This window comes from Thermofilum uzonense, from assembly GCF_000993805.1.
Taxonomy (GTDB): domain Archaea; phylum Thermoproteota; class Thermoprotei; order Thermofilales; family Thermofilaceae; genus Thermofilum; species Thermofilum uzonense.
Map to the genome: position 1 here is coordinate 1,549,322 of NZ_CP009961.1, position 23,460 is coordinate 1,572,781.

At 45.3% G+C, this 23,460-nt stretch carries 22 protein-coding genes and 2 tRNA genes; 16 read left to right on the forward strand and 8 right to left on the reverse strand.

All coding sequences use genetic code 11. The annotated features are described in order from the left end of the window. Positions 1–77 precede the first annotated feature (77 nt). The 3 genes from MA03_RS08195 to MA03_RS08205 all read left to right on the forward strand — a co-directional run bounded on the left by MA03_RS08195 (position 78) and on the right by MA03_RS08205 (position 1,283). Positions 78–347: a 30S ribosomal protein S17e gene (locus MA03_RS08195; RefSeq protein ID WP_191118569.1), complete on the forward strand. Its 270-nt coding sequence runs from the start codon at positions 78–80 to the stop codon at positions 345–347. Between the two features lie 390 nt (positions 348–737). Beyond that, positions 738–838, forward strand: a tRNA-Leu gene (locus MA03_RS08200). A gap of 142 nt (positions 839–980) precedes the next feature. After that, positions 981–1,283, forward strand: a complete 303-nt coding sequence (locus MA03_RS08205; RefSeq protein ID WP_052884775.1) for a 50S ribosomal protein L21e — start codon at positions 981–983, stop codon at positions 1,281–1,283. Positions 1,284–1,319: 36 nt separating this feature from the next. Here MA03_RS08205 and MA03_RS08210 read toward each other — a convergent pair whose 3' ends face one another. From MA03_RS08210 to MA03_RS08225, 4 genes are all read right to left on the reverse strand, one after another. Beyond that, a complete protein-coding gene (locus MA03_RS08210; protein ID WP_219731636.1) occupies positions 1,320–2,591 on the reverse strand; it encodes a tRNA pseudouridine(54/55) synthase Pus10 in 1,272 nt (423 codons plus the stop codon). Positions 2,592–2,626: 35 nt separating this feature from the next. Continuing rightward, positions 2,627–3,268 carry a DUF655 domain-containing protein gene (locus tag MA03_RS08215; RefSeq protein ID WP_052884777.1) on the reverse strand — a complete coding sequence of 214 codons (642 nt, stop codon included), beginning with the start codon at positions 3,266–3,268 and terminating at the stop codon, positions 2,627–2,629. A 30-nt stretch (positions 3,269–3,298) separates the two neighbouring features. Further along, a complete protein-coding gene (locus MA03_RS08220) occupies positions 3,299–3,640 on the reverse strand; it encodes an RNA polymerase Rpb4 family protein (protein ID WP_052884778.1) in 342 nt (113 codons plus the stop codon). A gap of 124 nt (positions 3,641–3,764) precedes the next feature. Continuing rightward, a tRNA-Asn gene (locus MA03_RS08225) sits at positions 3,765–3,864 on the reverse strand. Positions 3,865–4,139: 275 nt separating this feature from the next. Between MA03_RS08225 and MA03_RS08230 the strand changes: the two genes are divergently transcribed. The 4 genes from MA03_RS08230 to MA03_RS08245 all read left to right on the forward strand — a co-directional run bounded on the left by MA03_RS08230 (position 4,140) and on the right by MA03_RS08245 (position 8,540). Next, entirely contained in the window at positions 4,140–6,062 is a 1,923-nt protein-coding gene (locus MA03_RS08230) for a carboxypeptidase-like regulatory domain-containing protein (protein ID WP_052884779.1), read from the forward strand. Between the two features lie 16 nt (positions 6,063–6,078). After that, entirely contained in the window at positions 6,079–7,347 is a 1,269-nt protein-coding gene (locus tag MA03_RS08235) for a M48 family metallopeptidase (RefSeq protein ID WP_052884780.1), read from the forward strand. Positions 7,348–7,433: 86 nt separating this feature from the next. After that, complete coding sequence (locus MA03_RS08240) at positions 7,434–7,781, forward strand: hypothetical protein (protein WP_052884781.1); 348 nt, start codon at positions 7,434–7,436, stop codon at positions 7,779–7,781. An 87-nt stretch (positions 7,782–7,868) separates the two neighbouring features. After that, positions 7,869–8,540, forward strand: a complete 672-nt coding sequence (locus MA03_RS08245; RefSeq protein WP_191118570.1) for a zinc ribbon domain-containing protein — start codon at positions 7,869–7,871, stop codon at positions 8,538–8,540. Here MA03_RS08245 and MA03_RS08250 read toward each other — a convergent pair. Next, on the reverse strand, positions 8,533–9,615 hold the full coding sequence (locus MA03_RS08250; RefSeq protein WP_191118571.1) for a transglutaminase-like domain-containing protein: 1,083 nt from the start codon (positions 9,613–9,615) through the stop codon (positions 8,533–8,535). The genes MA03_RS08245 and MA03_RS08250 overlap by 8 nt on opposite strands. A gap of 124 nt (positions 9,616–9,739) precedes the next feature. Between MA03_RS08250 and MA03_RS08255 the strand changes: the two genes are divergently transcribed. From MA03_RS08255 to MA03_RS08290, 8 genes are all read left to right on the forward strand, one after another. Continuing rightward, the gene (locus MA03_RS08255) at positions 9,740–11,548 is read left to right on the forward strand and encodes a V-type ATP synthase subunit A (RefSeq protein WP_052884784.1); all 1,809 of its coding nucleotides are present in this window, start codon (positions 9,740–9,742) and stop codon (positions 11,546–11,548) included. Further along, positions 11,541–12,956: a V-type ATP synthase subunit B gene (locus MA03_RS08260; RefSeq protein WP_236944879.1), complete on the forward strand. Its 1,416-nt coding sequence runs from the start codon at positions 11,541–11,543 to the stop codon at positions 12,954–12,956. Before MA03_RS08255 ends, MA03_RS08260 begins: the two co-directional genes overlap by 8 nt. Before the next feature lie 5 nt (positions 12,957–12,961). Beyond that, complete coding sequence (locus MA03_RS08265) at positions 12,962–13,564, forward strand: V-type ATP synthase subunit D (protein WP_052884785.1); 603 nt, start codon at positions 12,962–12,964, stop codon at positions 13,562–13,564. Then, a complete protein-coding gene (locus tag MA03_RS08270) occupies positions 13,565–14,452 on the forward strand; it encodes a V-type ATPase subunit (RefSeq protein WP_052884786.1) in 888 nt (295 codons plus the stop codon). It begins immediately after the preceding gene. Positions 14,453–14,560: 108 nt separating this feature from the next. Next, on the forward strand, positions 14,561–16,054 hold the full coding sequence (locus MA03_RS08275; protein ID WP_052884787.1) for an acetate--CoA ligase family protein: 1,494 nt from the start codon (positions 14,561–14,563) through the stop codon (positions 16,052–16,054). Between the two features lie 94 nt (positions 16,055–16,148). Further along, on the forward strand, positions 16,149–18,986 hold the full coding sequence (locus MA03_RS08280; protein ID WP_052884788.1) for a V-type ATPase 116kDa subunit family protein: 2,838 nt from the start codon (positions 16,149–16,151) through the stop codon (positions 18,984–18,986). 36 nt (positions 18,987–19,022) lie between these two features. After that, positions 19,023–19,382 (forward strand): ATP synthase subunit C, encoded by a 360-nt coding sequence (locus MA03_RS08285; protein WP_191118573.1) that lies wholly within the window; start codon positions 19,023–19,025, stop codon positions 19,380–19,382. 340 nt (positions 19,383–19,722) lie between these two features. Beyond that, positions 19,723–21,636: an anaerobic ribonucleoside triphosphate reductase gene (locus tag MA03_RS08290; protein WP_052884790.1), complete on the forward strand. Its 1,914-nt coding sequence runs from the start codon at positions 19,723–19,725 to the stop codon at positions 21,634–21,636. A gap of 24 nt (positions 21,637–21,660) precedes the next feature. On the opposite strand, the gene MA03_RS08295 is transcribed toward MA03_RS08290, so the two are convergent. Next, positions 21,661–22,497, reverse strand: coding sequence for a metallophosphoesterase (locus MA03_RS08295; protein ID WP_052884791.1), 837 nt, complete (start codon positions 22,495–22,497; stop codon positions 21,661–21,663). A 19-nt stretch (positions 22,498–22,516) separates the two neighbouring features. Continuing rightward, positions 22,517–22,756 (reverse strand): hypothetical protein, encoded by a 240-nt coding sequence (locus MA03_RS08300; protein ID WP_052884792.1) that lies wholly within the window; start codon positions 22,754–22,756, stop codon positions 22,517–22,519. 128 nt (positions 22,757–22,884) lie between these two features. Between MA03_RS08300 and MA03_RS08305 the strand changes: the two genes are divergently transcribed. Continuing rightward, complete coding sequence (locus MA03_RS08305; protein ID WP_052884793.1) at positions 22,885–23,310, forward strand: EamA family transporter; 426 nt, start codon at positions 22,885–22,887, stop codon at positions 23,308–23,310. Here MA03_RS08305 and MA03_RS08875 read toward each other — a convergent pair. Continuing rightward, entirely contained in the window at positions 23,302–23,460 is a 159-nt protein-coding gene (locus MA03_RS08875; RefSeq protein ID WP_191118575.1) for a hypothetical protein, read from the reverse strand. The two genes, MA03_RS08305 and MA03_RS08875, sit on opposite strands and share 9 nt — an antisense overlap.

Here is a 23,460-nt window from a genome sequence, read left to right on the forward strand (position 1 = left end):
CCAATTGGAACATTGCATAAGCAAGCAAGTGCAAAAATTTTTAAGAGTGGATATCAGCGAAAGACCAGGGAGATAGAATGGGTAATGTACGGACAAAGCTCGTCAAGAGGACCTCGAAGATGCTTGCGGAAAAGTTTGGAGACTATTTCACGACAGATTTCCAGTTTAACAAGGAAAAGGTATCCGAGCTTATAGATACGCCATCAAAAAAGCTTCGAAACCAAATAGCAGGGTATGTTACGCGTCAAATAAAGCGCAAAAAGATGATAGAGACACAGCTCAGCCTCAGGCAAGAAATAACAACTACAGACGAAGAGGAATATATACGACAGATCGAAGGAGTGTAAGTGACCGTCACCGCCGCGTGCGCACCCGGGGCCGGCTCCCGGTTACCCTTCTTTAGGGGTATTCTCTGGCTCCTGATGATGTTGTCTTTTTCTTCTTGGTGAGGTCCTAGGCTGACGTCATGCCAGACTACAGGAAGGCATTCGACGGCATGGATGTGATGCTCAGGTAGGCTAGAAGAACTTCAAAGCGGGATTTAAGGCCTCCTCGAGGACTGGGAGGTGGGGAGGACATACTAGGGGTCTCCCCCGAGATTATAGAGAGTGGGAATGGCTTCGGCCTGCCTGGGGCCTCATAGAAAAGTGCTCTGGATTTGTAGTGAAAATTATTATGCTCCTCACGGTCTATAGCCTAGAAAAATATTTTACCCTTTTACTAACTTATCAACACTGGCGGGGGTGCCCGAGCTAGGACAAAGGGGGCGGACTTAGGATCACAGAGATAAGAGCTCCGCTGGCGTCGGCCTGCCCGGGTTCGAATCCCGGCCCCCGCACCTCTCTCATTTAAAACCTTATCCTAGTGTAGCATCTATGTTCCTACTCCTCCGAAAATATAGAAAAATACTTCTGTCGGGCACACTATGAAAAGAAACATTTAAATTACCTCCAGAGACATTCAACGCGGTGTACTGTTAGATGAGGCACTCCCATGGCTATAGAAGCCGCGGAAGAAAGATCTTTAGGATAACCCCCAGGTTACGAGGATATAGAGGGTTAAGCAGGCTAATGCAAGAGTACAATATAGGTGATACTGTTGTTATTGATGTCAACCCAACGTTCATAGAAACAGCGCCACATCGTAGATATCAAGGAAAGGTGGGGAAGATAATAGAGCGCAGAGGAAGGGCTTACGTTATCGAGATCCGAGTTGGGAACAAGATCAAGAAAATCATAACAACATCTGAACACATTATCCCATTTAAACAAGCAGGCTCTTAGCCTTCAATTGTCTGTTCTCGATAGCCATTTCTTCCTCTAGTCGATATTTATAACGTCTAGTTCTATCTTCTCTACGCTCTTCCCGAGAATTCCGGCTATGCTGGGGTTAGTACGGCCCCCGTCTCCATGAATAAATTCCTTGATATAGAATCCTCCTTGGGCATCAATTAGAAGTTCGATTTCTCGGTCGGAGACTCTGGAGGCCTCAACCCTGTATACAACTTTACGCCTCAACTTGTCGGCCCTCCGATGTAGGACTCTAGTAGGAGTTTTCTGTTCAACTGTCACGCCATTAAAACTACTGTTTATTTTTTCTATGTCCTCATCCGATATTGGTGACGAGAAAGTAACAAGGGCTCGATATGTTTTCCTGGCTATTTCCGCTAGACTCTTAAGCGTTTTGATACTTCTACGCTCGCAGTAAGCAAGGCCTTCAACTTCAATTAATCCACCCGCGCGAGTATTAATTAGACGCTCGAGTTCTTCCAGGTTTACACTACGTTTCCTAGGACGCCTTAGCTCTAGAACGAAAGGCCTGCCTGTACCAAGTGTCCTAACATCTATATCTTCTCTTCCCCCTGCATGGAATCTTGCACCCGTTGCTTGGAAAAGCTCTATAGCTGGCTGTGCGATAAGTTCTTCTATAGAGGTCTTGTATTTTATTCTGTCGTCTGAGTAGGGCCAAGGGTTCTGAGGTAGCCCCCTGACGAGTTTTCTATATCTTCCACATACAAAGACCGGTTGAGGGATCATCTCAATATTGTCCCCCTCTAAATCAAGTATTATGAGTAAATCAGGCTTCTCTGGATCGTATTCTTTTCCAGTGATTCTTGAAAAAATTTTCCCTACTTCACGAGTCACTTCATTTTTGAGTGACTCTGCGTCACTGAGCTTATATCTGCGCCACAACTCTTCTTCCCTCTTAAGAGTTTCAAGTGGCAGTCTAACTCCAAACTGGAAGGTCTTAAACTCGTAGCTTAAAGCCTCCCTAGCAGCCTGAGCGGCTATATCCTCGTATCTTTCGGTTATACCTCCACAAACGTGACACTTCTCACGGACGGTAGTTTGTCCCTCTAAACTTGAAAGAATAATTCTCGCAGGCTCAAACCCCCCAGCGCTAAGACTCCTCAAAAGTTTCAAGTTAAGTTCTCGGGGAGAGCTCTTATATGCTTCTAGAAAAAGAACGGTCTTTATAGCCTTCCCGCGTTCAGCATTGCTTAGACCATAACCTCTTAAGCCGAAAAGCCTACCGAGGCACGAATCGCAAAGCACGTATCCATTTTCGAGTATTTCCTTGGCAACCTCCACGATCATTTTGACCTACAACTAGGCTTTCAGGCATCTTAAAAACCATGCCTAAAGTGTGTATCTCTGCGCCCCTCGTAGGGGGGTGAAGGACGCGAAGAAGGGCCGAAAGGTGGATTAACGAAAAGATAGCGTACCTGGGGCTCGCTCAACTCCTCCAAGATCCGATCCACAAGGAGCTCTACGGGCTTGATGCCCGTTCGCCTCTCAAGATCTTCAAATGACTCAAAAGGCTTTTTACTCCGTTCCTCGAGAATTTTCCAGAGCGTCTTCTTACCTATCCCTTTTAGGAGTTCGAGCTCATGGGCCTTTTTAGACAGTGGTTGCGCTTTATTAAAGAATTCTACGAATTTTTTCTCCCTCTCTAGGACAATATTCGACACGATGTCTCTTAAGATAGACTTAGCGTTCCCTGTCAGGTCTTCATGTCTTATAATTCTAACAGAATGTATAAGGCCGGCCTCTACGCCTGCCGCAAGATCCATTTTCTCCCCTACTTTCACCTGGGGTATTATCTTTTCATCCACTCTGAGCTCCATCAGTAAAAGTTTCTCCTCGCCTATCCCCTGGACGAGAGGATAAGGTATCCTTCTTATAGGATCCCCATATGGCAGAACGTCTAATACAATTAGGGAGCTCTCAGGAGTCCTGAGGGTTCTTCTGAAATCATGCCTAAACATGTGACAACCCCAAGAGAAGCTTGTGAAAAGTTACTCAGAGTTAACGATCTCCAAGATGCGTTTATAATCCTCTTCTGAAAAGACTTTACTCAATGGTAAAAATACGAGTCTGATCTCTCCCGGATCTTGGGGTTTCAGATTAACGAGTTGAACCGCAATATCCTCTGGTATGTCAAAGGTTTTTATAAGCTCCTCAACTTTAGCCCTTGCTCGCTGGGGGTCATTTTCCTTAGAAAACCTTCTAGCATACTCCAGAGTGTATCGCTCGAGGTTTGTAAGCTCTCTAACCCTTTCCTCTTTCTCAAGGATTTCCCGTAACTCAGCGAGCGTCAGATTCCTCTCGTTAATAATCCTTGGCAATGTAGATGACACCTATTCTTTATTTTTATCTTTTTAACTATTTAATGTTTTTCTATTTTTTAAGAAAAGGAAAAAATACCCGAAAACAAAGAACCATGAAGAGACCCTACCTTTACTTTCTATACACTGTAAAAAGCGCCGGGGCCGGGATTCCCGCATAGCCTCATAGGCTATGTTTCGAACCCGGGACCGCCCGGTTAACAGCCGGGCGCTCCACCTGGCTGAGCTACCCCGGCTCAACTCCTTTATTTAAGCTGACTCATTTAAAATTTATGTTTGGCTTGTTGTGAGATGCATAGATGCGCTTTTACCGTTGTGTGCACATGCAAACTCTTCTTTAAGCATTAACATGTATCTCGATAACTTTGGATAGTCGGGCTTTTCTCCTCTTCTTCTAAGCCTCTTAAAGCTCCTGGGATCATGGATAGAAGAAGAGTAGGCTTAGCGTAGTACAAAGATACTATATCCGTCTTTTTCACATTTGTATTTGAAGCATAATTTTGTCTGTTTCATGTTTGAATATTTGACGTACATGAGAAGGTTGATAGTATCCGTATTGCTCGTAATCTTGCTAAGCAGTGTAGCTGCTACGATACTTGCAGCAGAGACAACACCCGTGTTTTATGCGCGTGTAGACTATTTGCTCAGAACCGAGGAGAACGTCGAGCTTGACTTTGGAAGCAAGAGCATAATAAAGCTCTCCAGTTATGCCGCTCCCCCGGGATTCACGCTCGAATCTTTTACCGTAGTGTTCGAAGGAAAAACTCCAGCTCAAGTGATCCCGATCGAATATGATAAGATAAGTAAAAACATGGATGTTTTGGCGTCTGTCACCTCGTTTTCTGGAGAGATAACTTTAGGTAGTAATGGCTACAATGGTACGGTGAAGGCTAAGCTGGTAACAGTCTTCAAGAGGAGCAGTTGGGTTCCTCTACAAGACAACTTAACTATCGATACGAGCGAGTTCAAGGATACTGGGCTCCAGGTAGTCGTAAAAGTCACCATTGACAATTACGCGCCCTATGCCGTCAAATCCGTGACTGACCCGAAGGGGAATGAGCTCACAAGCCTTAGTATGCAGGACAAGCTTCCCGCTGGGGCCTTCAAGGTAGATCCTAAGCACGTAGAATTTGATGCTACGACGATAGGCTTCGGGAAGTACAAAATAGCTTTTAATGTGGGGGACGACTACAAGCTGCCAAACAGCTTTCTCGTAATTGAGGATCGATACATGGAGGTCACTATTCCGGCCAAGACTTCTAAAAACTACATGTTGAAGAGCAAGGCAGGCTGGAACACCCTGGGCTTCATTATCGTCTTATACTCAGTCACTCCAGGTCCCCTTTCAAGTGACGCTCGCGTAACAGGCGCTCTAGTTGACAAGGCATTCGAGAGGAGTGAAGAATTCGAAATAAGGGGAGCATCTCTCTTAATACCACCCTTACTGATGAACTACTGGATAAAGGCCTTCCTCGTTTACGGTAACTCAGCCGTCATCTCCAATAACGAGGGACATGATATCCAAGCCATCGTGATACCGATCTATTACAGACAAATAGGAACATGGACGCCTAAAGGGCTTGTAGCCACCATAAACAAGAAAGACGTGGCTGATGCTTATAGTGCGTACTTGGTAGTACAGGTACCAACAATCGCTACCATTCAATCGATAACACTACCTGGAGGCCAGAAGATCGAGGGAGTCGAGAGCTTCACATCCAACTGGCTTGGGACTTGGCGCAGTGCCGTGATTGAAAAGACTGAAGCATCAATACAGGTAAAGAACGGGGATAGTATAGAGGAGGGAGACTACTTTGTCGAGATATCATGGAAGCCGGTAAAGATGATATTCACTGATCCTAAAGGTAACCCTGTACCAGGTGTCCAAGTCTCTGTGGAAGGCCCACAGACCGCCCAGGTGGTAAGCGGGGTTGACGGTGTAGCGTCAATTAACGTCTATACACCAGGAGTTTACAGTATCAGGGCCAACTTCAAGGGTTCAACTATTGCTGCACTGACTCTTGGAACACTGATAGACACTGACTTCAACATAGAGTGCAAGGTATACAGGTTGACTGTAAACGTGAAAAACGCACTGGGCAACCCTATCGCCGGAGCCTCAGTCACTATAACTAACGGCAACTATACACAAACCTTGGAGAGCGACTCTTCCGGAAGCGTGGTCTTCAACCAGATGCCAGTAGGAGTGTACACCGTCACGGCACAGTACAAGAGGATAACATCATCGATGAAAGTCACACTCGACGGTGACAAGAATGTCGACATAAACACTGGCATACTCTTCGATATACCCTTCGTAGGGCCTGTTACAGCCATGGAAGTAGCAGCTGTCTCTGCTGCAGCGGCGGTGACTTCGGCGCTGTTCTTCAGGCCTAGGAAGGAAGAGGAAGTGGCCGAAATAGAGATCGGCTAAACGCTTGGAGGATAAGATGAGCGGTCATCCCAAGAAAAAGTGTAGTTTATTCTTTTTACCGCTTGTTTGTTTATCTCCTGGTTTTTCAAAATCAGATTTTCTCGCTAAGCTTCAAGGGTTTGGATTCAGTCCCAGTGAAAGTAATGGTGGTGTCATAAGCTTTACACTTGAAGGCTTCGATATTACTCTAGAATACACTGGGGGCGTGATAAGGGCCTGTTCGGAGAGCGAAAAAGCTCTAAAGATATTTAGGAAGACGATACTAGATCATTTTCTCTTGGAGTGTCGCGATAACCCTGAGGTTATACTTGTATTATCGGATGGTAAGCAGATTGAAGCGTACCCTGAAATGGGACTTGGCTCATGGTTTTTCCAGGCAACACAAAATCTAGTCCCCGTCTTTCTTATCATTGCATCCGTCGCTCTCCCCATTCTCTTCAGCCTATATGGGATTGCGACACCTTTGCTAGCCTCGCTTGTGACAATAATGGCCTTGCTCGTTTTCCTGTCAATACTTCCACTCGTCTATCGTGGGTCAAGCTGTATAAGGGTTCCTCGGGACTCTAAAACTCTCTTCCTTGTTCGAGTGCAGCTTATCGAACTATCAAGCGAGGATGTAACACTCTTAGCTATAGTGAAACACATTCTTTCACGGGAAAGAAGAGTTCTAGACGAAGAGAGAATAAAGAGATTGTTGGATGACATAGGGTTAAGTTATGAGAGGGTAACTGTTGAAGAGATAAGCCTTGCTGATATTCTGCAATCCGTGTGTAAAAAAGTTGGGGTGAAAGCTGATTTGTGTATTGTGCCCTCTTCTCGAAGGAACGCTTACGCTTTGGGTTTAATCCCAAAGCTTGCGAGGATATATTTGACTGTGGGCTTGTTATTGGATTTGAGCCAAAGGGAGGTCGAGGCGGTTCTGGCTCACGAGCTTGCCCACCTCAAGAACAGGCACATATTAAAGGTTTTTTCGCTACTCAGCCTAGAGTACATTGTGAGAACTTACCTTATTACGTCATTTTATGTATTGTTTCCAGTAATCGCAGTGTACTTGCTCGCATACATGTATGTTGTCTCCCGCCTTCTCTGGAGGATAGAATTCGCCGCCGATCGAGAAGCGGCACAAGCTTCCGGTGCAGAAAACCTGGTTAGCGCACTGGTAAAGCTGGAGTATCCCGTGCTTCTCAGAAGCGAGAAACCACTAGAAAGGTTAAAATCACGGTGTATCCCTTCGTCTCATCCCCATCCTTTGAACAGGATACTTTACGTTCTCTCTCTTAAGTAATCTTGTAATACGTTTGTAATAGAATTGAAGCTAAGATTTGCCAAGTTTAACCTGGATTTTTACTTCAACGCCATACGTATAGATGTATGCGTAGTCAGGTTATCAAAGCATTAGAGGTTGTCGAGGATCTCCTCGAAAGCGAGGATCTTCCAGACAAGCATAGGAAAGCTCTCTTACAGATCCAGAAATATCTTCTCACCGCATTGGACAGTGTTGTAGATGTGAAAAGCAAGGTTCGAGATATTACTTACACGCTTCAAGAGCTGGCCGAGACGCTGGGCCTCGAAGTTAAGCTCTCATCTCCAAGGTTGCTCTTGGAGGACGAGGATCTCGTCAAAACTATTAGTGAAAGCGCGATGGCAGACATAGAGATAGAGGGCGAGAAAGCCATAATAAGAAAACTCGTAGCGGCTCAGCAGACCACACAGGCGTAGTAGAGGCAACTACTCCTTTCCCGGTGTGCCTACTCTAAACAAGCCTCATCCGCAATCTTAAATAGTTAGCTGTGCAGCGTGAAGTGTGTGAGTCGGTCTAAACCTAGAAGGGTGTCTTCACGGGAAGCTCCAGTGGATCCTGTAAATGAAGAGTTTCGGAGAATGAGGCTGAAGGCTCTTATAATAGGACTTACGTTAATACTGTCTCCCCTGCTATTCATTATTGCTTATTTTCTGGCGCCCGGCTATGATCATATGTATTCAATCATGGCAGTTGTTCTTGCCGGTCTTGGACTACTTTTGATGAACTATTATCTTCAGGAGGCCTACAACTATAAGCTTTACATGAGATTAGCAGGGCTTCTTACTCAGAGGACAGAGCAGCCGATACCGACTCTACAACAGGCTCAACCTCAACCCCAGCCTTCACGCGTTCAGAGCCCCCTAAAGCCCGTACACCCGGGTGTCCCCCAGCAGGCCCCGCAACGACGTGTCCCGCAGCAGCCAGCCGTTTTACAAAGCGCCTCAGACATGTTGTTACAACAGCCGCAACAAGCTAGGGGGGAAGCTCGAGTATCAGCTTATGCAAGACCGCAGCAGCCTTTACAGAAGCCTGTTCAAGCGCGACAACCTAGCTTTGAGACTCAACCTATTCAGCCATCCAGGCAGGGAGTTAAGGTTTGTCCCCACTGCGGGCGTGAACTGCCTTACGGCGACCTTCACCTAATATGTCCCTTCTGCGGTGCCCCCCTCAAGTAGACTTCTCCTTGTGTATTATCAGAGCTGCTGAGACTAGTATTGCGATCACTACTAACCACATGCTAGGAGGGCCTTGAGTATCCTCTCTAATCTTTACAGTATAGCTAACCCTCGATGCGCCGTTAGGCGCGAAGATCGCTAGGAAAGTGTCTGGAGTGGACTTCTTAATCCACCCCATGACTATTATATTGTCGAGCTGGTTCACTGCAGAGCCCCTAGTGAAGTCGGGAAAAACTGGTGCAGTGTTAGCAGTTAAATCGATCGGGAAGACGTAGCCTGAGGAGTTTATCATGGTAAAAACGTGCGGCTCTACGGCGTAGAGGGTATAGGTCCACTTATCGATGTTTTGGGTTATGTTCCTCTCAGGGATAAAAACATAGGCATAAGCCAAGTAAGCATCAACCCCACCAATCCTAAGCAGTGCAGTGAGCAATGCATGGATATCTGCGCAGGCCCCTTCTCTCCGCGACAAAGTCACCCCGGGGCATTGAACACCACCTAAAGTGTTCGCGGTATATTTGATGTTTCTATAAACCCAATCGGCTGATCTTGAAACATACTCTCGAATATTGGTTGAGGCGGCTTTTATTTCCCGTCCTATGCTTAGTAGACTTGTAAAGTTTGCGTTCTGTGCTTTGCATGCCCAAAATTGGGATTTGGAAAGTTCATTTATGTTAGCGGGATACCCCTCGACGTCAGAGGGCATCTCAGCCACCTTACGAAATGGCGGACGTATTACCTCAACTGTTTGTACAAGCGTTATGTTCACCTTTCCCGCGAATGATAGTGGGCCAGGATACGCAAACTTGTTTCCGTCCTCGTCTTTCACCATGGAAAACGCAGTTGTCCTCGAATTGATTAGCAAGGTGGCATTTTTTAATTCCTGCCAGCCAGGGATGTCGGGTGCGATGCGAAAGGCTCTAGCAAAAACATCTTTGTCCACAACGCCGTTTCCCTGAATTATCATCTGAGCTACAATTACGTAGCGTGTTTTGTTGTACTCGAGAGGGATGCTAGTGACCGCAAGCGCAATTAGGGCGACAGTGACTACCTCTTTAAGTATCATTGTCTTCATTGTAACTGGCTCTAAAACCATATTTTACAATTGCCGTTACTGAATGCCGTGATCTCGACCACATCTAGGTGTGGAAAAAAATTAATGTGTCTTATTTACAAGTCTCAAGGGCAGGTAAATCGCTATGAGTGATCGTAGGGGCTATATAGCCAGAATCTCTGGCCCTGTGGTTATAGGCAAGGGAATAAGCGACGTCAAGCTTGGCGAAGTTGTATACGTTGGACAAGAAGGCCTATTAGGGGAGGTTGTGCGAATAGGTCCAGACTACTTCGCAGCCCAAGTTTACGAGGATACAAGCGGGCTCCGACCAAAGGAGCCGATTATAGGAACAGGCAAACTCCTGGTGGCTGAGCTGGGACCAGGACTTATGGCAAGCGTCTTTGACGGCGTCCAGAGGCCCTTAGAGGATATACGAGAACTCGTGGGGCCATTCGTTAAAAGAGGTGTAAAGGTTAACCCTCTGCCTAGGAACAAGAAATGGCACTTTACACCAAGGGTGAGCAAGGGCACCCGCGTAGAAGCCGGAGACATCATTGGCGTAGTACAGGAAACCCCCCTTGTTGAGCACAGAATTATGATACCACCAGGTATGAAAGGACGCATCAAGGAAATAGTGCCAGAAGGTGATTATACCATTGAGGATCCTATTGCTACAATAGAGCTAGACGGGAGAGAAGCTGCCGTATATATGAGGCAGGAATGGCCTGTTAGGCAGGCTAGGCCCTATAAGGAGAGATTATCCAGCGAGGTCCCCCTTCTAATAGGTCAAAGGGTCATCGACACGTTCTTTCCCATAGCTAAAGGTGGCGCCGGCGCAATTCCCGGCGGTTTCGGGACAGGGAAAACTGTAACACTACATAAGGTGGCTATGCACAGCGACTCACAAATAGTGATATACATAGGTTGTGGGGAGCGAGGTAACGAGATAGCGGAAATGTTGATGGAGTTCCCTGAGCTAATAGACCCTAAGTCGGGTCGACCAATTATTGATAGGAGCATAGTGATCGCCAATACTTCAAACATGCCGGTTTCGGCTAGGGAGGCCTCCATATACATGGGAATAACCATAGCTGAATACTATAGAGATCAGGGATACGATGTAACGCTCATCGCAGACTCCACCAGCCGATGGGCCGAAGCCCTGCGGGAGATAGCTGGGAGGCTAGGCGAGCTCCCGGTTGAGAGGGGGTATCCGGCTTATCTTCCAGACAAGATCGCCGAGTTCTATGAGAGAGGTGGTCGTGTTAAGCCTTTAGGGACACCAGAGAGAACAGGCTCTGTTACTGTTTTAGGTGCTGTGTCACCGCCGGGAGGAGACTACAATGAGCCAGTCACCATACACACCTTGAGATTTGTTGGCGTAATGTGGGCGCTCGATACGGATCTAGCATACAGGAGACACTTCCCAGCTATAAACTGGCTTAGAAGTTTCAGCCAGTATGCCGACATCGTTGAGAGATGGTGGGTCAAGAACGTCTCACCTGAGTTTCCTCAATATAGGAGAAGAGCCCTCCGACTAATGACTGTTGCTAGCGAGATCGAAGCCATAGCCTCTGTTGTGGGTGAGGGAGCTCTCCCTGACGACCAACGCTTAATTCTCTTAACCTCCGAGATAATTAAGGAGGGTTTCCTAAGGCAGACAGCTTTAACCGGTGAAGACGTTTTCTGCAAGCCTGAGAAACAGTACTGGATGTTAAAGATGATGATAGACTTCTTCGACAAGGCCTACGAGCTAGTAAAGAAGAGGGTCTCAATAGAAGAAATCACTAAGCTGCCTGAGGTATATGAGATGATGAGAGTAAAAGAGGACGAGCGCGGACTAGAAGCCGTTAAAGAGCTCTACAACCGAATTATGCAGAAACTAGACGAGATAGCTGAGAGGCATGGGGTTCAAGTTTCCATACCTGTTGGTGGGGTGGTGGGGAGTGCCTGATGAAGTAATCAGTAGCATTTTAGAACGATACCCCGGGAAGATATACCGCGGTGTAAAGGAGATCCGCGGAAGCCTATTGATACTTGATGGTGTAGAAGACGCTGCGTACGACGAGGTAGTAAAAATATATGGGAAAGACAAAAGGGAGAGATTCGGCAGAGTCCTCGAGACAAGCATAGGAAGTGCTGTAGTCCAGGTCTTAGGCGACCGAGAGGGACTCGAAACGGATACCCTCGTGAAGTTTACGGGGTCAACATTTAAGATAAGAGTCTCTGAAGACATTCTAGGTAGAATCTTTAACGGGCGCTTCGAGCCGATAGACGGCCTACCTCCAGTCATAACGGGCGAGCTTCGCGACATCACAGGCGAACCAATAAACCCTGTTGCCAGGGAGTACCCTCACGACTTCATCCAGACAGGCGTCTCCGTGATCGACGGCCTCTTCAGCATAGTTAGAGGACAAAAATTACCCATATTTAGCGTCTCAGGACTACCTCATAACCTCCTGGCAGCACAGGTTGCAAGGCAAGCAACAGTCCGAGGTGAGGGGGAAAAGTTTGCCGTAGTCTTCGCTGGTTTAGGCCTCAGGAAGACAGAAGCAGAGTTCTTTATGGAACAATTCCGCGAGACTGGAGCTATAGAAAGACTTGTAGCTGTTCTTAACCTTGCCGACGATCCAGCTGTTGAGCGGCTTATGACCCCGAGAATCGCGCTGACTGTGGCCGAGTACCTTGCATTCGACCTGGACATGCATGTACTCGTCATAATGTCTGACATGACTAACTATTGTGAAGCCCTGCGCGAGGTAAGCTCTGCGAGGGGCGAAATCCCGGGTAGAATGGGATACCCTGGATACATGTACAGTGACCTTGCAACCCTCTATGAGAGGGCAGGTATAATAAAGGGCAAGAAGGGGAGTATTACGCTCTTTCCCATCCTCACCATGCCCGGTGGAGACCTCAGGCATCCGATACCGGACCTTACGGGGTATATTACTGAAGGTCAGATCTTTCTCAGCCAGGAGTTATATGCCCAAGGCATATATCCACCTGTTAACGTCCTCCCAAGCCTCAGCAGGCTCATGAAAGCGGGTATAGGTGCTGGAAAAACTAGAGAGGATCACAGGTACCTTGCCGACCAGTTATACGACGCATATTCCCGAGGCGTTAGAGCCAGGGATCTGGCGAGAATTATTGGAGAAATGGGACTCAGCGATCGAATGCGAAGGTTCCTCAAGTTTGCCGAGGAGTTCGAGAATAACTTTGTGAGCCAGGCGTTTCACGAGAACAGGAGCGTAGAGGAAACCCTTGACAGGGGATGGAAGGTTCTCGCGGTCCTTCCTGAAGAGGAGCTCGTAAGGATTCCAAGGAAACTAATCGAAAAGTACCATCCAGCATACAGGAGCTGAGAGCTATGGTGTTAAGCGAGCTGGCCTTTCTGCCAGCCTCAAGAGGAACTTTACAGCTCCTGCGAAGAAGACTCGAGCTCGTAAAGAGGGGGAAAGACGTCCTGCAGATGCGGCGCGACCAGCTAGCCAAAGAATTATTAAGCATAATGGATGAGCTTCAAAAGAGGCCGAAAGCAGAGCAGGAATTTATCCAGGCAGCGCGAAGAGCCGCTTTAATGCGTGTAGCTCGTGGAGAGTTCGAATTCAGGTCGGTATCCTCATTAGTAAAGCCTCCCAAAATTACAAGCATAATCGTGAGTTATCAAGGCATACCCGTCCCCCAGGCTAGGATTGTACACGATCCCGATTTTTCACAGATAACCGACCCGGACTACAAGGAGACAATCGAACAGCTATGGAACGCTGTTAAGACAATGATAGATGTCGCTAATAAGGAAGTGGCAGTTGAGAAGATCAGTGAACAACTCTTATATATAAATAGGGTTGTCAACAGTCTTGAGAAAAACCTAATACCGGCTTTAACAGATGTTCTCAGGAGGATTGAGGAGAGAGTTGTCGAGGAGGAGTTAGAAGACTTCGTCCGTGTAAAACTCCTAGGGGGTGTGTAAATGGAGACCTATGCGGCTGTTAGGGCACACGGGCTCAAATCGAGACTTCTGTCAAGGGGAGACTACGAGGACATTCTTAAAGGCGAGAAAAAACTGTCAGATTTCAAAGACTACTCTTCGATTCTCGACACAGATGCCCTTGATGCCAAACTTGAAAAAATCTATAGGGTATATGTGTCACGTCTCGAGACTATCTCTAAAGCGGGCCCCGAGATATCTGGATTCGTCCTAGCCTTACTCGACAAGCTTGAAGTCGAAAACATAAAGATACATTTACGTTACATTCTAGGAGCCCAGCGTCCAGTAATCTACTATCCTTATGGGCGTCATTTAGGCCCAGCCAAGCTCTCAACAATTAAGACGGAGGGCATGCTGTGGGAGGCTCTCTCAAGGACAGTTTACCAGGCTCCCCCTTCGCCCAACTTCACTACGCCGCTAGAATCTGAAAGAGAGCTTTTGCTGGATCTCTTATATTACAACTATCTGCTAAGAAAAGTCGAAGAGCTAAAAGTCTCGAATGACTCCAAAGAGGCTTTGCAGAACTTAATAAGGGAAGAGCTTGAGAAAAAGATATTGGTATGGTCCCGGGTAATCGATTCAAGTATTATTTACAAGTTAGCAAGTTCTCTAAGATTCCGTGTAAGAATACCAGGCATTCCAGATGATTGGAAAAACCTAAAGACAACAGAGCTTATGCAAAACGTTGAGATGAGCCTCTTAAAGGATATTGAGGTAAAAATCAGCCTGAGGTTCCCCGTTAGTATCGGTTTCGTCTACTACTATAATGCGCTCGCTTTCCTGGAGGCGAGAAACCTGGAGAAAATCATCATTGGAAAAGAGCTAGGGTTTCCAGAAGAAGTTATTCTCAGAAACCTAATTCTTGTGTAGTCTTTTTATCGACCGTTTCAACTCCTGTTGAGAATACTATGTTGATATAAGCAACACCGATAATAAATAATATTTAGTCGTCTTGAAATTCAACATGGTGGGTCGGATTTGCCCAATGAACTTAAGCCGTTCTTTGAGCCGAGTGGAATAATACTCGTCGGCGCTTCTAGGGAGGAAGACAAGCCTGGACACGTGATATTCAAAATTCTTCTAGAAAACTATGAAAAAGGGGTTCTACGCGTACCCATTTATCCGGTTAATCCCAATGCTGACTCAATCCTCGGACATAAGGTGTATAAAAGCATAAAGGATGTTCCCAGCGGGGCAGATCTTGCAATCATAGTTGTTCCAGCGAAGATAGTTCCGGCTGTTGTTCGAGAACTAGGCGAACAAGGAGTGAAAGCGGCCGTAATTATTTCCTCTGGTTTCAGCGAGATAGGCCGTGTGGATTTAGAAGAAGAACTCGTCAGGGAGGCCAGGAGCAAGGGAGTCAGAATTCTAGGGCCAAACTGTGTTGGCATATATTCCCCGTGGAGCGGCCTAGACACGATTTTCCTCCCATACACTAAGAAACTAAAGGATGGTAGAGAGATACTTAGCGCGCCTAGACCCACGCGTGGCCACGTAGCCCTAATCTCGCAGAGTGGTGCAGTCGGCACGGCAGCATTAGACTATATGCACGGCGAAGGAATAGGTTTGTCATACTTTTTCAGCATAGGAAACAAGGCAGACATAGACGAGGTTGAGTTAATTAGAGAGTTAGGCGAAGATGATAAGACCAGGGTTATTCTACTTTATGTTGAAAGCATCAAAAGGGGGAGAGAATTCGTAGATACAGCTGAAAAAGTTTCACTAAAGAAACCAATAGTCGCTATGAAGGCGGGGAGAACCCAGGCCGGTAAGAGGGCAGCCGCGTCTCATACAGCATCACTTGCAGGATCAGATGAGATTTATGAGGCCGCCTTCAGGCGCAGTGGCGTTATACGCGCCCAGGACATAGAAGAGCTTTTTGACTTCGCCAAGGTATTTGCAAGCCAACCCCCTCCCAGGGGTCCAAGAGTAGGTATAGTAACTGACGGCGGCGGAGCCGGCGTTATGGCAACAGACATGGCAGAGATGCTTGGATTACAGGTTCCAGAGCTCAAACTAGAGGCGCGTTTAAAGCTTGAGGAATTGAAAAAGAATGGTATAATACCGGAGTTTGCCCAAATATCTAATCCTGTTGACCTAACAGGCTCGGCTTCTAGCGAAATGTTCGTAGAAGCCACTAGGATATTACTGGAGAGCTCAGAGGTCGACATGGTAGCTATTCTAGCTTTACACCAAGTTCCTGGAATACCTGACCCAGTAGAACTTGCCAAAGAACTCTCAAGGCTAACAAAAGAGTATTCTAAACCCGTTGTAGCCGTAGATACCGGTTGGAGCGAGGCGGCGATCCTCGAGCGCAAAGAGTTCGACAAGAACGGGATTCCAGCATATCCTACACCCGAAAGGGCGGTTAAGGCATTATGGGCCTTGTATAAATACGGCGAATTTCTGAAAAGCAAAAACTCTTTAGAAAGATATATCGAGAGCTTTCTTGGCGGAAAATATAAAAATTGAATTATATAAAGAATTATATAAAAAGGTTTTTGGGAGTTAGAAATACACACAATTATTTATATTTGCAACCTAGATTCTAATCACCGGGATCAATTTGATTACGCCTGAACCTCTCAACAAATTCAGGGTAGCTGTTCCATCAGAATACGAGGTAAACCTCCTAGACGCTCTTGCATCTGTAGGAATTGTCCACCTTGAAAGCACGATGGAGGCTAGGAGCGTACTCCCCCCTATGCTCGTCGACGTTTTAGAAGGAAAAATATCTCCCCAGACACTCGATGTGAATGAGGCGCTAGACGTCGCTAGAAAAGTTTTGAGACCAGACGATATTCTCCTTAAGCAAATCGAGGAGAAGGTCGAGTATTATAAACAGCTTTTGAAACTAAGGAAAATTGTTGACAGGCTGTATGAAGTAGGCGTCTCACCTGAAGATATGGGCAAGGAGAAACTAGGGTTAGTTACTGATTTAATTATTGTTACTGACGAGAATTTACACGACGCGATATCCTCATTTCTCTCTTTAGGAGCAATCGTTCGCCGAGGAAGGATATCTGAATATGAGCACGTCCTCCTTCTCATATACAAGAGAGACCTTAAAGAAAAAGTAGAGGAGTTTAAAAAAATATACTCTAAACCTTTAGAGCTGCCCTCGTGGTTTTACGACAAACCTGAAATTGTCTTAAAGAGGATTAATGAGGAGGAGAATGAGATCCGTGGGGAGTTGCATCATCTACTAGTGGAGGTTGCAAATGTTCTTCGTGATGCCTTCGAGTTTGAAAAAGCTTCTAGGCTAGAAGCAATAGGTAATGCTTATAGGGCTTTAAAAGAGCTTAGAAAAAATAAGGAAGCCCTAGCTGACATCCTATATACTTATGCCTCTCTTCAACTAGCCTACAAGGAATGCAAGGAAAACGCAAAAGTTTTACCTCGCTTAAAAGTAGCAAAAGAGTACTGTGAACTTGTACAATCAGTTCTAGAAGAAAAAGTCTTTACCAAAGAGAGAATTGAGAAGCTGACACGACTACCTCCATTTAGTAGAGATCCCCAATCAATTTCAAACAGCATAATACTTCTCAACAAATACGTAGGTAGCCTGAGCATCCTTAAAGAGGCTTTAACAAAAAATCTTAGTGAGTTTTGCAGCAACAATGCTAGAATAGTTGTTTCATACGGTGACGAAGGTCTTAAAGAGCTGTGTGAAACTCAAGCCTTAAATCTTTATGGTGCAACTGAAATCCAGAAAGGTTGTGTTGAATGGGGTTATGGCTGTATTTTAACAATCCCAGAGACCCTGGAGGAAACTTTTCCAGAAGTTCTTAGATCAAAATATAATGCACTTGTCTATGTAACAAGGTGTGATAAAACAGATCTAGAATCACTTCTCCAGGAGCTCGATAAGAAGAAACAAGCAGTTAAGAATTCCCTTATAGCGAAAATCCTCAAGACAACTCTAATACATTTCAAGGTCGATTTACAGAAGGTAGGCGAGGTACTAGGCGACGATGAATTCCTTAATCTAGTCGAGCTTTACAAGAAAGCATTCGAGCACGTTCAACTTAAACCTTTGCCGACAGAAGATCGTTTTACGTTCTTGAGAAACTTACTAACGAGTATTGATAGCGTAGTGGAGGATATTAAACAAGTACAAGAAGAGGTTAACAACATTCTTGAGCTTCCCTCCGAGGTAATACTCTCAAAACTCGCTACTCAAAAAATACTCTTAAGAGACATACTGCAGAAGATAGGTGAGTATCTCTCCTATGAGACAACCCTTGAAGCCATGCACCGAGCCCAACCTCTTCTCAGCGAGATAAGAGTGTTTAGAACAAGAAGAATAACATATGTTGAAGGATACATACCAGTAAGATATCAAGAGTCTCTTAGACGAGAGCTTTCAAGTAGGGTTCCAAGGCTCTTGTATCTAAAGTTCGACGAAGTTAAGAGAAGTGAAAAAGCACCATCCTACATCGAGAATAAGGGGCTAAAGAAATACCTCTACAGGCTTACCTCGATGCGTGGTACTCCAAGTTATTGGGAAATCGACCCAACCATCATCTTCACAGGACTTTTCACGATAATGTACGGTATGATGTTCGGAGATGTTGGACAAGGATTACTCCTGTTTGTTTTCGGATTATTCATGCTGAAAACCAAATATCCTTTACTGGGTATAAGCCGTGAAGGGGCGGGCACTCTCGGGGCATTAGCAACCCTCGCAGGCATCTCAAGCATGATATTTGGAGCCATGTATGGATTCATGTTTTTCTTGAAACCTCTTGCAACCCCTATCCTCAGCCCGATTCATGATGTTTATGAGATAATAGCAGTAGCGCTATGGTTCGGCGTCCTACAATTACTACTGGCAATGACACTCAACGTCTTGAATCTGCTGCGCTTCGGAGACACGCTAGGCGCGATTTTCAGTGGAATGGGTGGCATGGGCATCTTGTTCTATTCTTCGGGTGTAGCCATAGCGTACAAGCTTGCTCTGAACAACTTTAGCTTCTCCGCACTCGCTTCCCCGGATGTAACGTTACTCCTAAGTCTAGTAGTCTTATCATTAATAATTGTTCTTTCATTCGGAATATACGAGACTATAACTTCACACCATAAAGAGAAACTCATGCACGCTCTTTCGGAAGTTATCGAGATGATAATAGCATTTCCAGCGAACTCTCTGTCATTTATACGACTAGCGGCTTTTGCGATGGCCCACGAGGCTTTCAGCATATTAGCCGAAAACATGGCATTAATGGTTGGTAGCCTGGCAAGCTACTTGGTAGCAAACTTCCTGGTTTTAGGCATTGAGGCTCTAGCTGTAGGCATTCAAGCCTTAAGGCTTACCTATTATGAGTTCTCGACCAAGTTCTTTAAAGGTGAGGGCATTGAGTTTAAACCAATTGGTTACTTATCACAGGCTGTAAGCGAATAATATTTTTATAGATGGTCTAGTATGAGGAATTCTGTTATGAACGTAAGAAAGGCGATGTTAATACTATTAGCGATTAACATTGTTATACTTGCTGTATCCCTTAGCGTATTTGCATCGACAGTCATTAAGGTCTCAAAGGGTATAGAACCAGCTCAAGAAGCCCCTGCAAAGACGTTACAAATGGCTGATGCCATAGCCCTGCTAGCCGGAGCAATCGCTGTTGCCGGATCCACCGTGGCCTCTGGTATAGCGTTAAGAAGCGTTGCAACTGCTGGCTTTGCGGCGGCAGTCGAGAAACCCGAGTTGACGACATGGATGCTCATCATGGGAGGTCTAGCTGAAGGTATTGCTGTGTACGGACTTCTACTGGCTATACTCATTCTAGGAAAAATATAAGCTCCAGTATTAGCTTTGATTTTTCTTGTTTAAATTATCTCTTACCGAAACATAGGGAAGTTATAAACTTTATCTGTCAGTCATACCTTTTATCTCTGTCACCTCAGTGTCACACTAGAAATAAATAACCTATACGAAAAACTTACACATGACAATGGAATTTACTTCAAAAATAGTAAAACTGAGATGAATCTATATGCGTGAATTCCTTTCTTCTTTATATTTTTGTATTATATTTAATTTAAAAATAGAAGATGCGATAAAACCAAAAACATTAACTTTCAATCTATACCCCTTATCGTTTATTATTATCCAAAGAGACATGGTCTTTTAGACTCACATGGTTACTCCAGTCGTTTTAAGACATGAAGATGAAATAATTAGACTTGAGAAAAAGTATCTTTCAGACCTGGATTGGGAGAAGCATGAGAATGCTAATCACAACGTAAGCTATAGTAACTTTCGCAACTATCTCTTCGAGAAGCTCGTAGAGACCCCAGAAGTACTTAAAAAATATATTCCTCCTGTCGCCGTCGAGCAGCATTATAGGGGGGATTTACACATTCACAAGCTTCCTGACAGCTTGTGGATTCCCTACTGTGCTGGCTGGAGCTTTAAGAAAATATTACAGCTTGGTTTAAAGACGCCCACCATCGTCTCGGCTCCCGCCAAACATTTCGACACCGCCGTGGCACACCTCACTAATTTCTTCTTCATGGGGGCTCAGGAGTGGACCGGAGCCCAAGCTGTAAGTGCATTCGACTTGTACGTAGCACCCTTTGTTGAGGCGGATTCGCTTGAGTTTACACGGATCAAACAAATATTGCAGGGGATGCTTTTTGAACTTAACTATCCTGCACGTGCAGGTTACCAGTCACCTTTCACAAACATTACACTAGTTTTGGACACAAGCAAGGATATGCTTGAGGGCGAGGCTATAATCGGGGGAATTAAGAGTGGAAGCCTAGGAGATTATATAGACGAAGCAATAAAGGTCGACAAGGCGCTCTTCCAGTTGTACGCTGAAGGGGACGCGATTGGACAGCCATTTACTTTCCCGATACCGACTTTGATGCTTACAAAGAATTTTGACTGGAATAACCGAAGGTGGGACGGGCTCACTGATTTAATATTTGAGACTCTTGCAAAGAAGGGATCGGCATACCTGCTTAACGGCTACTCAAGCAACGTTGAAGCCCTCTACGCGATGTGCTGTCGTCTAACAATTGACGTGAACCATGTTGTCTCAAAGGGTAACGGCTCCCTTACCTTAAGGCTAGACAAGGCGAGCCAGGAGGAAGCATTGGAAAAATTCCTTAAGTCAAGGGAAAGCTCTAGAACTTACGGAATATGGGCCTTACCAGACGCAACGGGAAGTATAGGCGTCGTAACCCTTAACCTGCCTAGACTTGCCCACCTTAGCAAGGGAGAGTGGACCGTATTCGAGGAATTATTAATTTCTCTCAGCGAAAGTGCACGAAAAGTCCTGCTAGCGTGGCGCAAAAGATATGAGGATACTATGAAGGCTGGCCTTATGCCGCTGACAAAGTTATACCTTGGACACTTGAGACATCACTTCAACACAATAGGAGTTATAGGTCTCCCCGAGGCCGCTGCTAACTTCATGAGGAATCCGAAGCTCTGGTTTGAAAGCTCTACAAGGGAGATGGAGGAAGCCATAATGATAGAGAAGAAAATGGTCTCAATGATAAGGAAGCTCGCAGAAGAATTCGAGGAAAGTGATGGTTATCTCTACAATGTCGAGGAGGTTCCAGGAGAGAGTACAGGCTATAAACTTGCTAAAGCTGACATTGAGATGTTCAAGGATGACTATGAGAAAGGCGAGCTCCTAATACCGTCAGACGGTATAAGTCCCTTCTACAGCAACAGTATAGTACCCTACTATGCTGACGTTCCAATATACCAAAGAGCGATATGGGAGGGAGAGGTTCAAAAAGAGTTTACCGGCGGAGTCATGATGCATTTATTCCTCCACGAGCAGCCAGATCCCAAGGCCTTAAAGAACCTCATCTATCGAATAGTAACTAACACCAAAGTAGTCTACTTCAGTATAACACCAACAATCACAGTTTGCAAGAAGTGTGGCAGAAGCGTTACAGGATACGTTGACAGCTGTCCTTACTGCGGAAGCGCCGAATTAGAACACTGGAGTAGGATAGTAGGCTACTACAGACCCGTTAGCAACTGGAACCCTGGCAAGAAGGCCGAGTTTAAGCTAAGAGTCACTTATTGACTCCAAGCTATTTTCAATCATCGCTCATACTAGGTCTTGGATTTCCCTCTTCTTGTTCTCAACAAGCAGTGCCCTAGGATTTTCTATAGGATAGAATCGACAACTAAATATACTGATCAATTTACCATCAAAGAAAATCTTGTATCCTTCTGGGAAGGGTTCATGTGCTCTCACTATGAACTTTAGACCACTTTCCTCTAGGAAGCTCTCAACAGGCTTTCTTCCATAAAGGTATATCCCCCACCCCCTGGGACTCGGTGCAAAGTCCTCAACTTCTTCGCTTGGGTCATTCCAGAGCATCTGAAAAATGATCTCGTCGTCGATATTATGCTCACTCTTGGGTAGATTCTCGATCTGATTAGCACTATACAGCCCCTTTGCAATACCGCCGTGAACAGCGAAGATCTCGTTGTTTACGGTGGCTGCAACGCTCATGTTCGAGAAGACTTTAAGCATGAGTTCGTACACCTCGTAATCGTAATAGTTTAGCATTTCTCTTAGGAAGCCGTAAACCTCGTTCATCTCTCTTGACTCGTGATTCCCTCTCAGTAGGAACACTTTGTCGGGATACTCTCTCTTTGCCAAGAGTAATAGTTCTATGTTTTCGATTTGGAATTTACCTCTATCAACATAGTCGCCTAGGAATACCTTCACGTTTGCATCGCTTTTAAGGGCTTTAATACTCGACTCTACGTCTCCATGAGTGTCTCCCACAAACAGAATTCTTGGAGCTTCTATCTTGATCAACTGTTCTTCACTCTTCAGTATAGTGGTGACATCGTCCAGAAGTTCAATTAAGGAGTCTCTTCTGAGGGGGCGAAGCTCTTTTAAAAAATCCTCAAAAGATTTGCTTGTGCTCACGCGTGTAACCCGTACACGCTTATAAAGGGTTACCCCTACAATAGACTATGCCTCGAACTCTTCTGACAAAGTTTTTACATCCATAGCATTGTAGAAAAGCCACTGTTTTATTCAATACAGGGCAGTCTACGGCCTCCTTTTTCATTTGACTTATCATCTTCTTTGACAAAGCCTTGCTTAACTGCTCTACGAGTTCCTTGTCAACACTCATAGCCGTTTCTAGCTTTTTCACTGGAATTTCATACTTGTAGTCCTGCATGGACACAAGACTATCCAGGATTCACATGATTTTATCTTTAACTTTCCTAACTGGTTCAGGAATCCTAATATCTGAATAACCTATTTTTTAGGAACAAATAAATATCGGAATTATCTCCATTTCAAGCTATGAGCGACCTCACATGGTTTATTTATGCACTTCTCGACGCATTTTTCGCTGCCCTAGCAACGATTTTAGCCAAGATGGGTTTGTCCAGAGTAGACCCTGTCGTCGCTACAGGCCTCAGATCCATCGTGATGATGATATTTACCGTTTCCCTTATGCTTGTCATTAGGGATAAGGCGCTTATATCAAGCCTTACGTCGAGAGAGATATTATTTATAATTTTGAGCGGTGTAGCAGGAGCTCTCTCATGGTTGCTCTACTTTGTAGCGTTACAATACGGTAAAGCCGTCAATGTCGCAGTTGTGGACAGGTCCAGTATTCTCTTTATCGTCATATTAGCGGCGTTAATTCTCGGCGAAGAGATCACGTTGAAAAAGGGGATTGCGGCGCTCCTCGTTCTTATAGCCCTAATTCTCATTTCACTGTAACTTGGAAGCCTTGACTATCACTTTTCTTAATTCACGTCTCAACCGCCAGTGATGGTATTCTATGGCGATTATTACTATCGCGACAATCAAAGCAATGGTTCCGATGACCAACCCTATGAAGTCCCATAGACCTAAAACTATTTCGGGCAC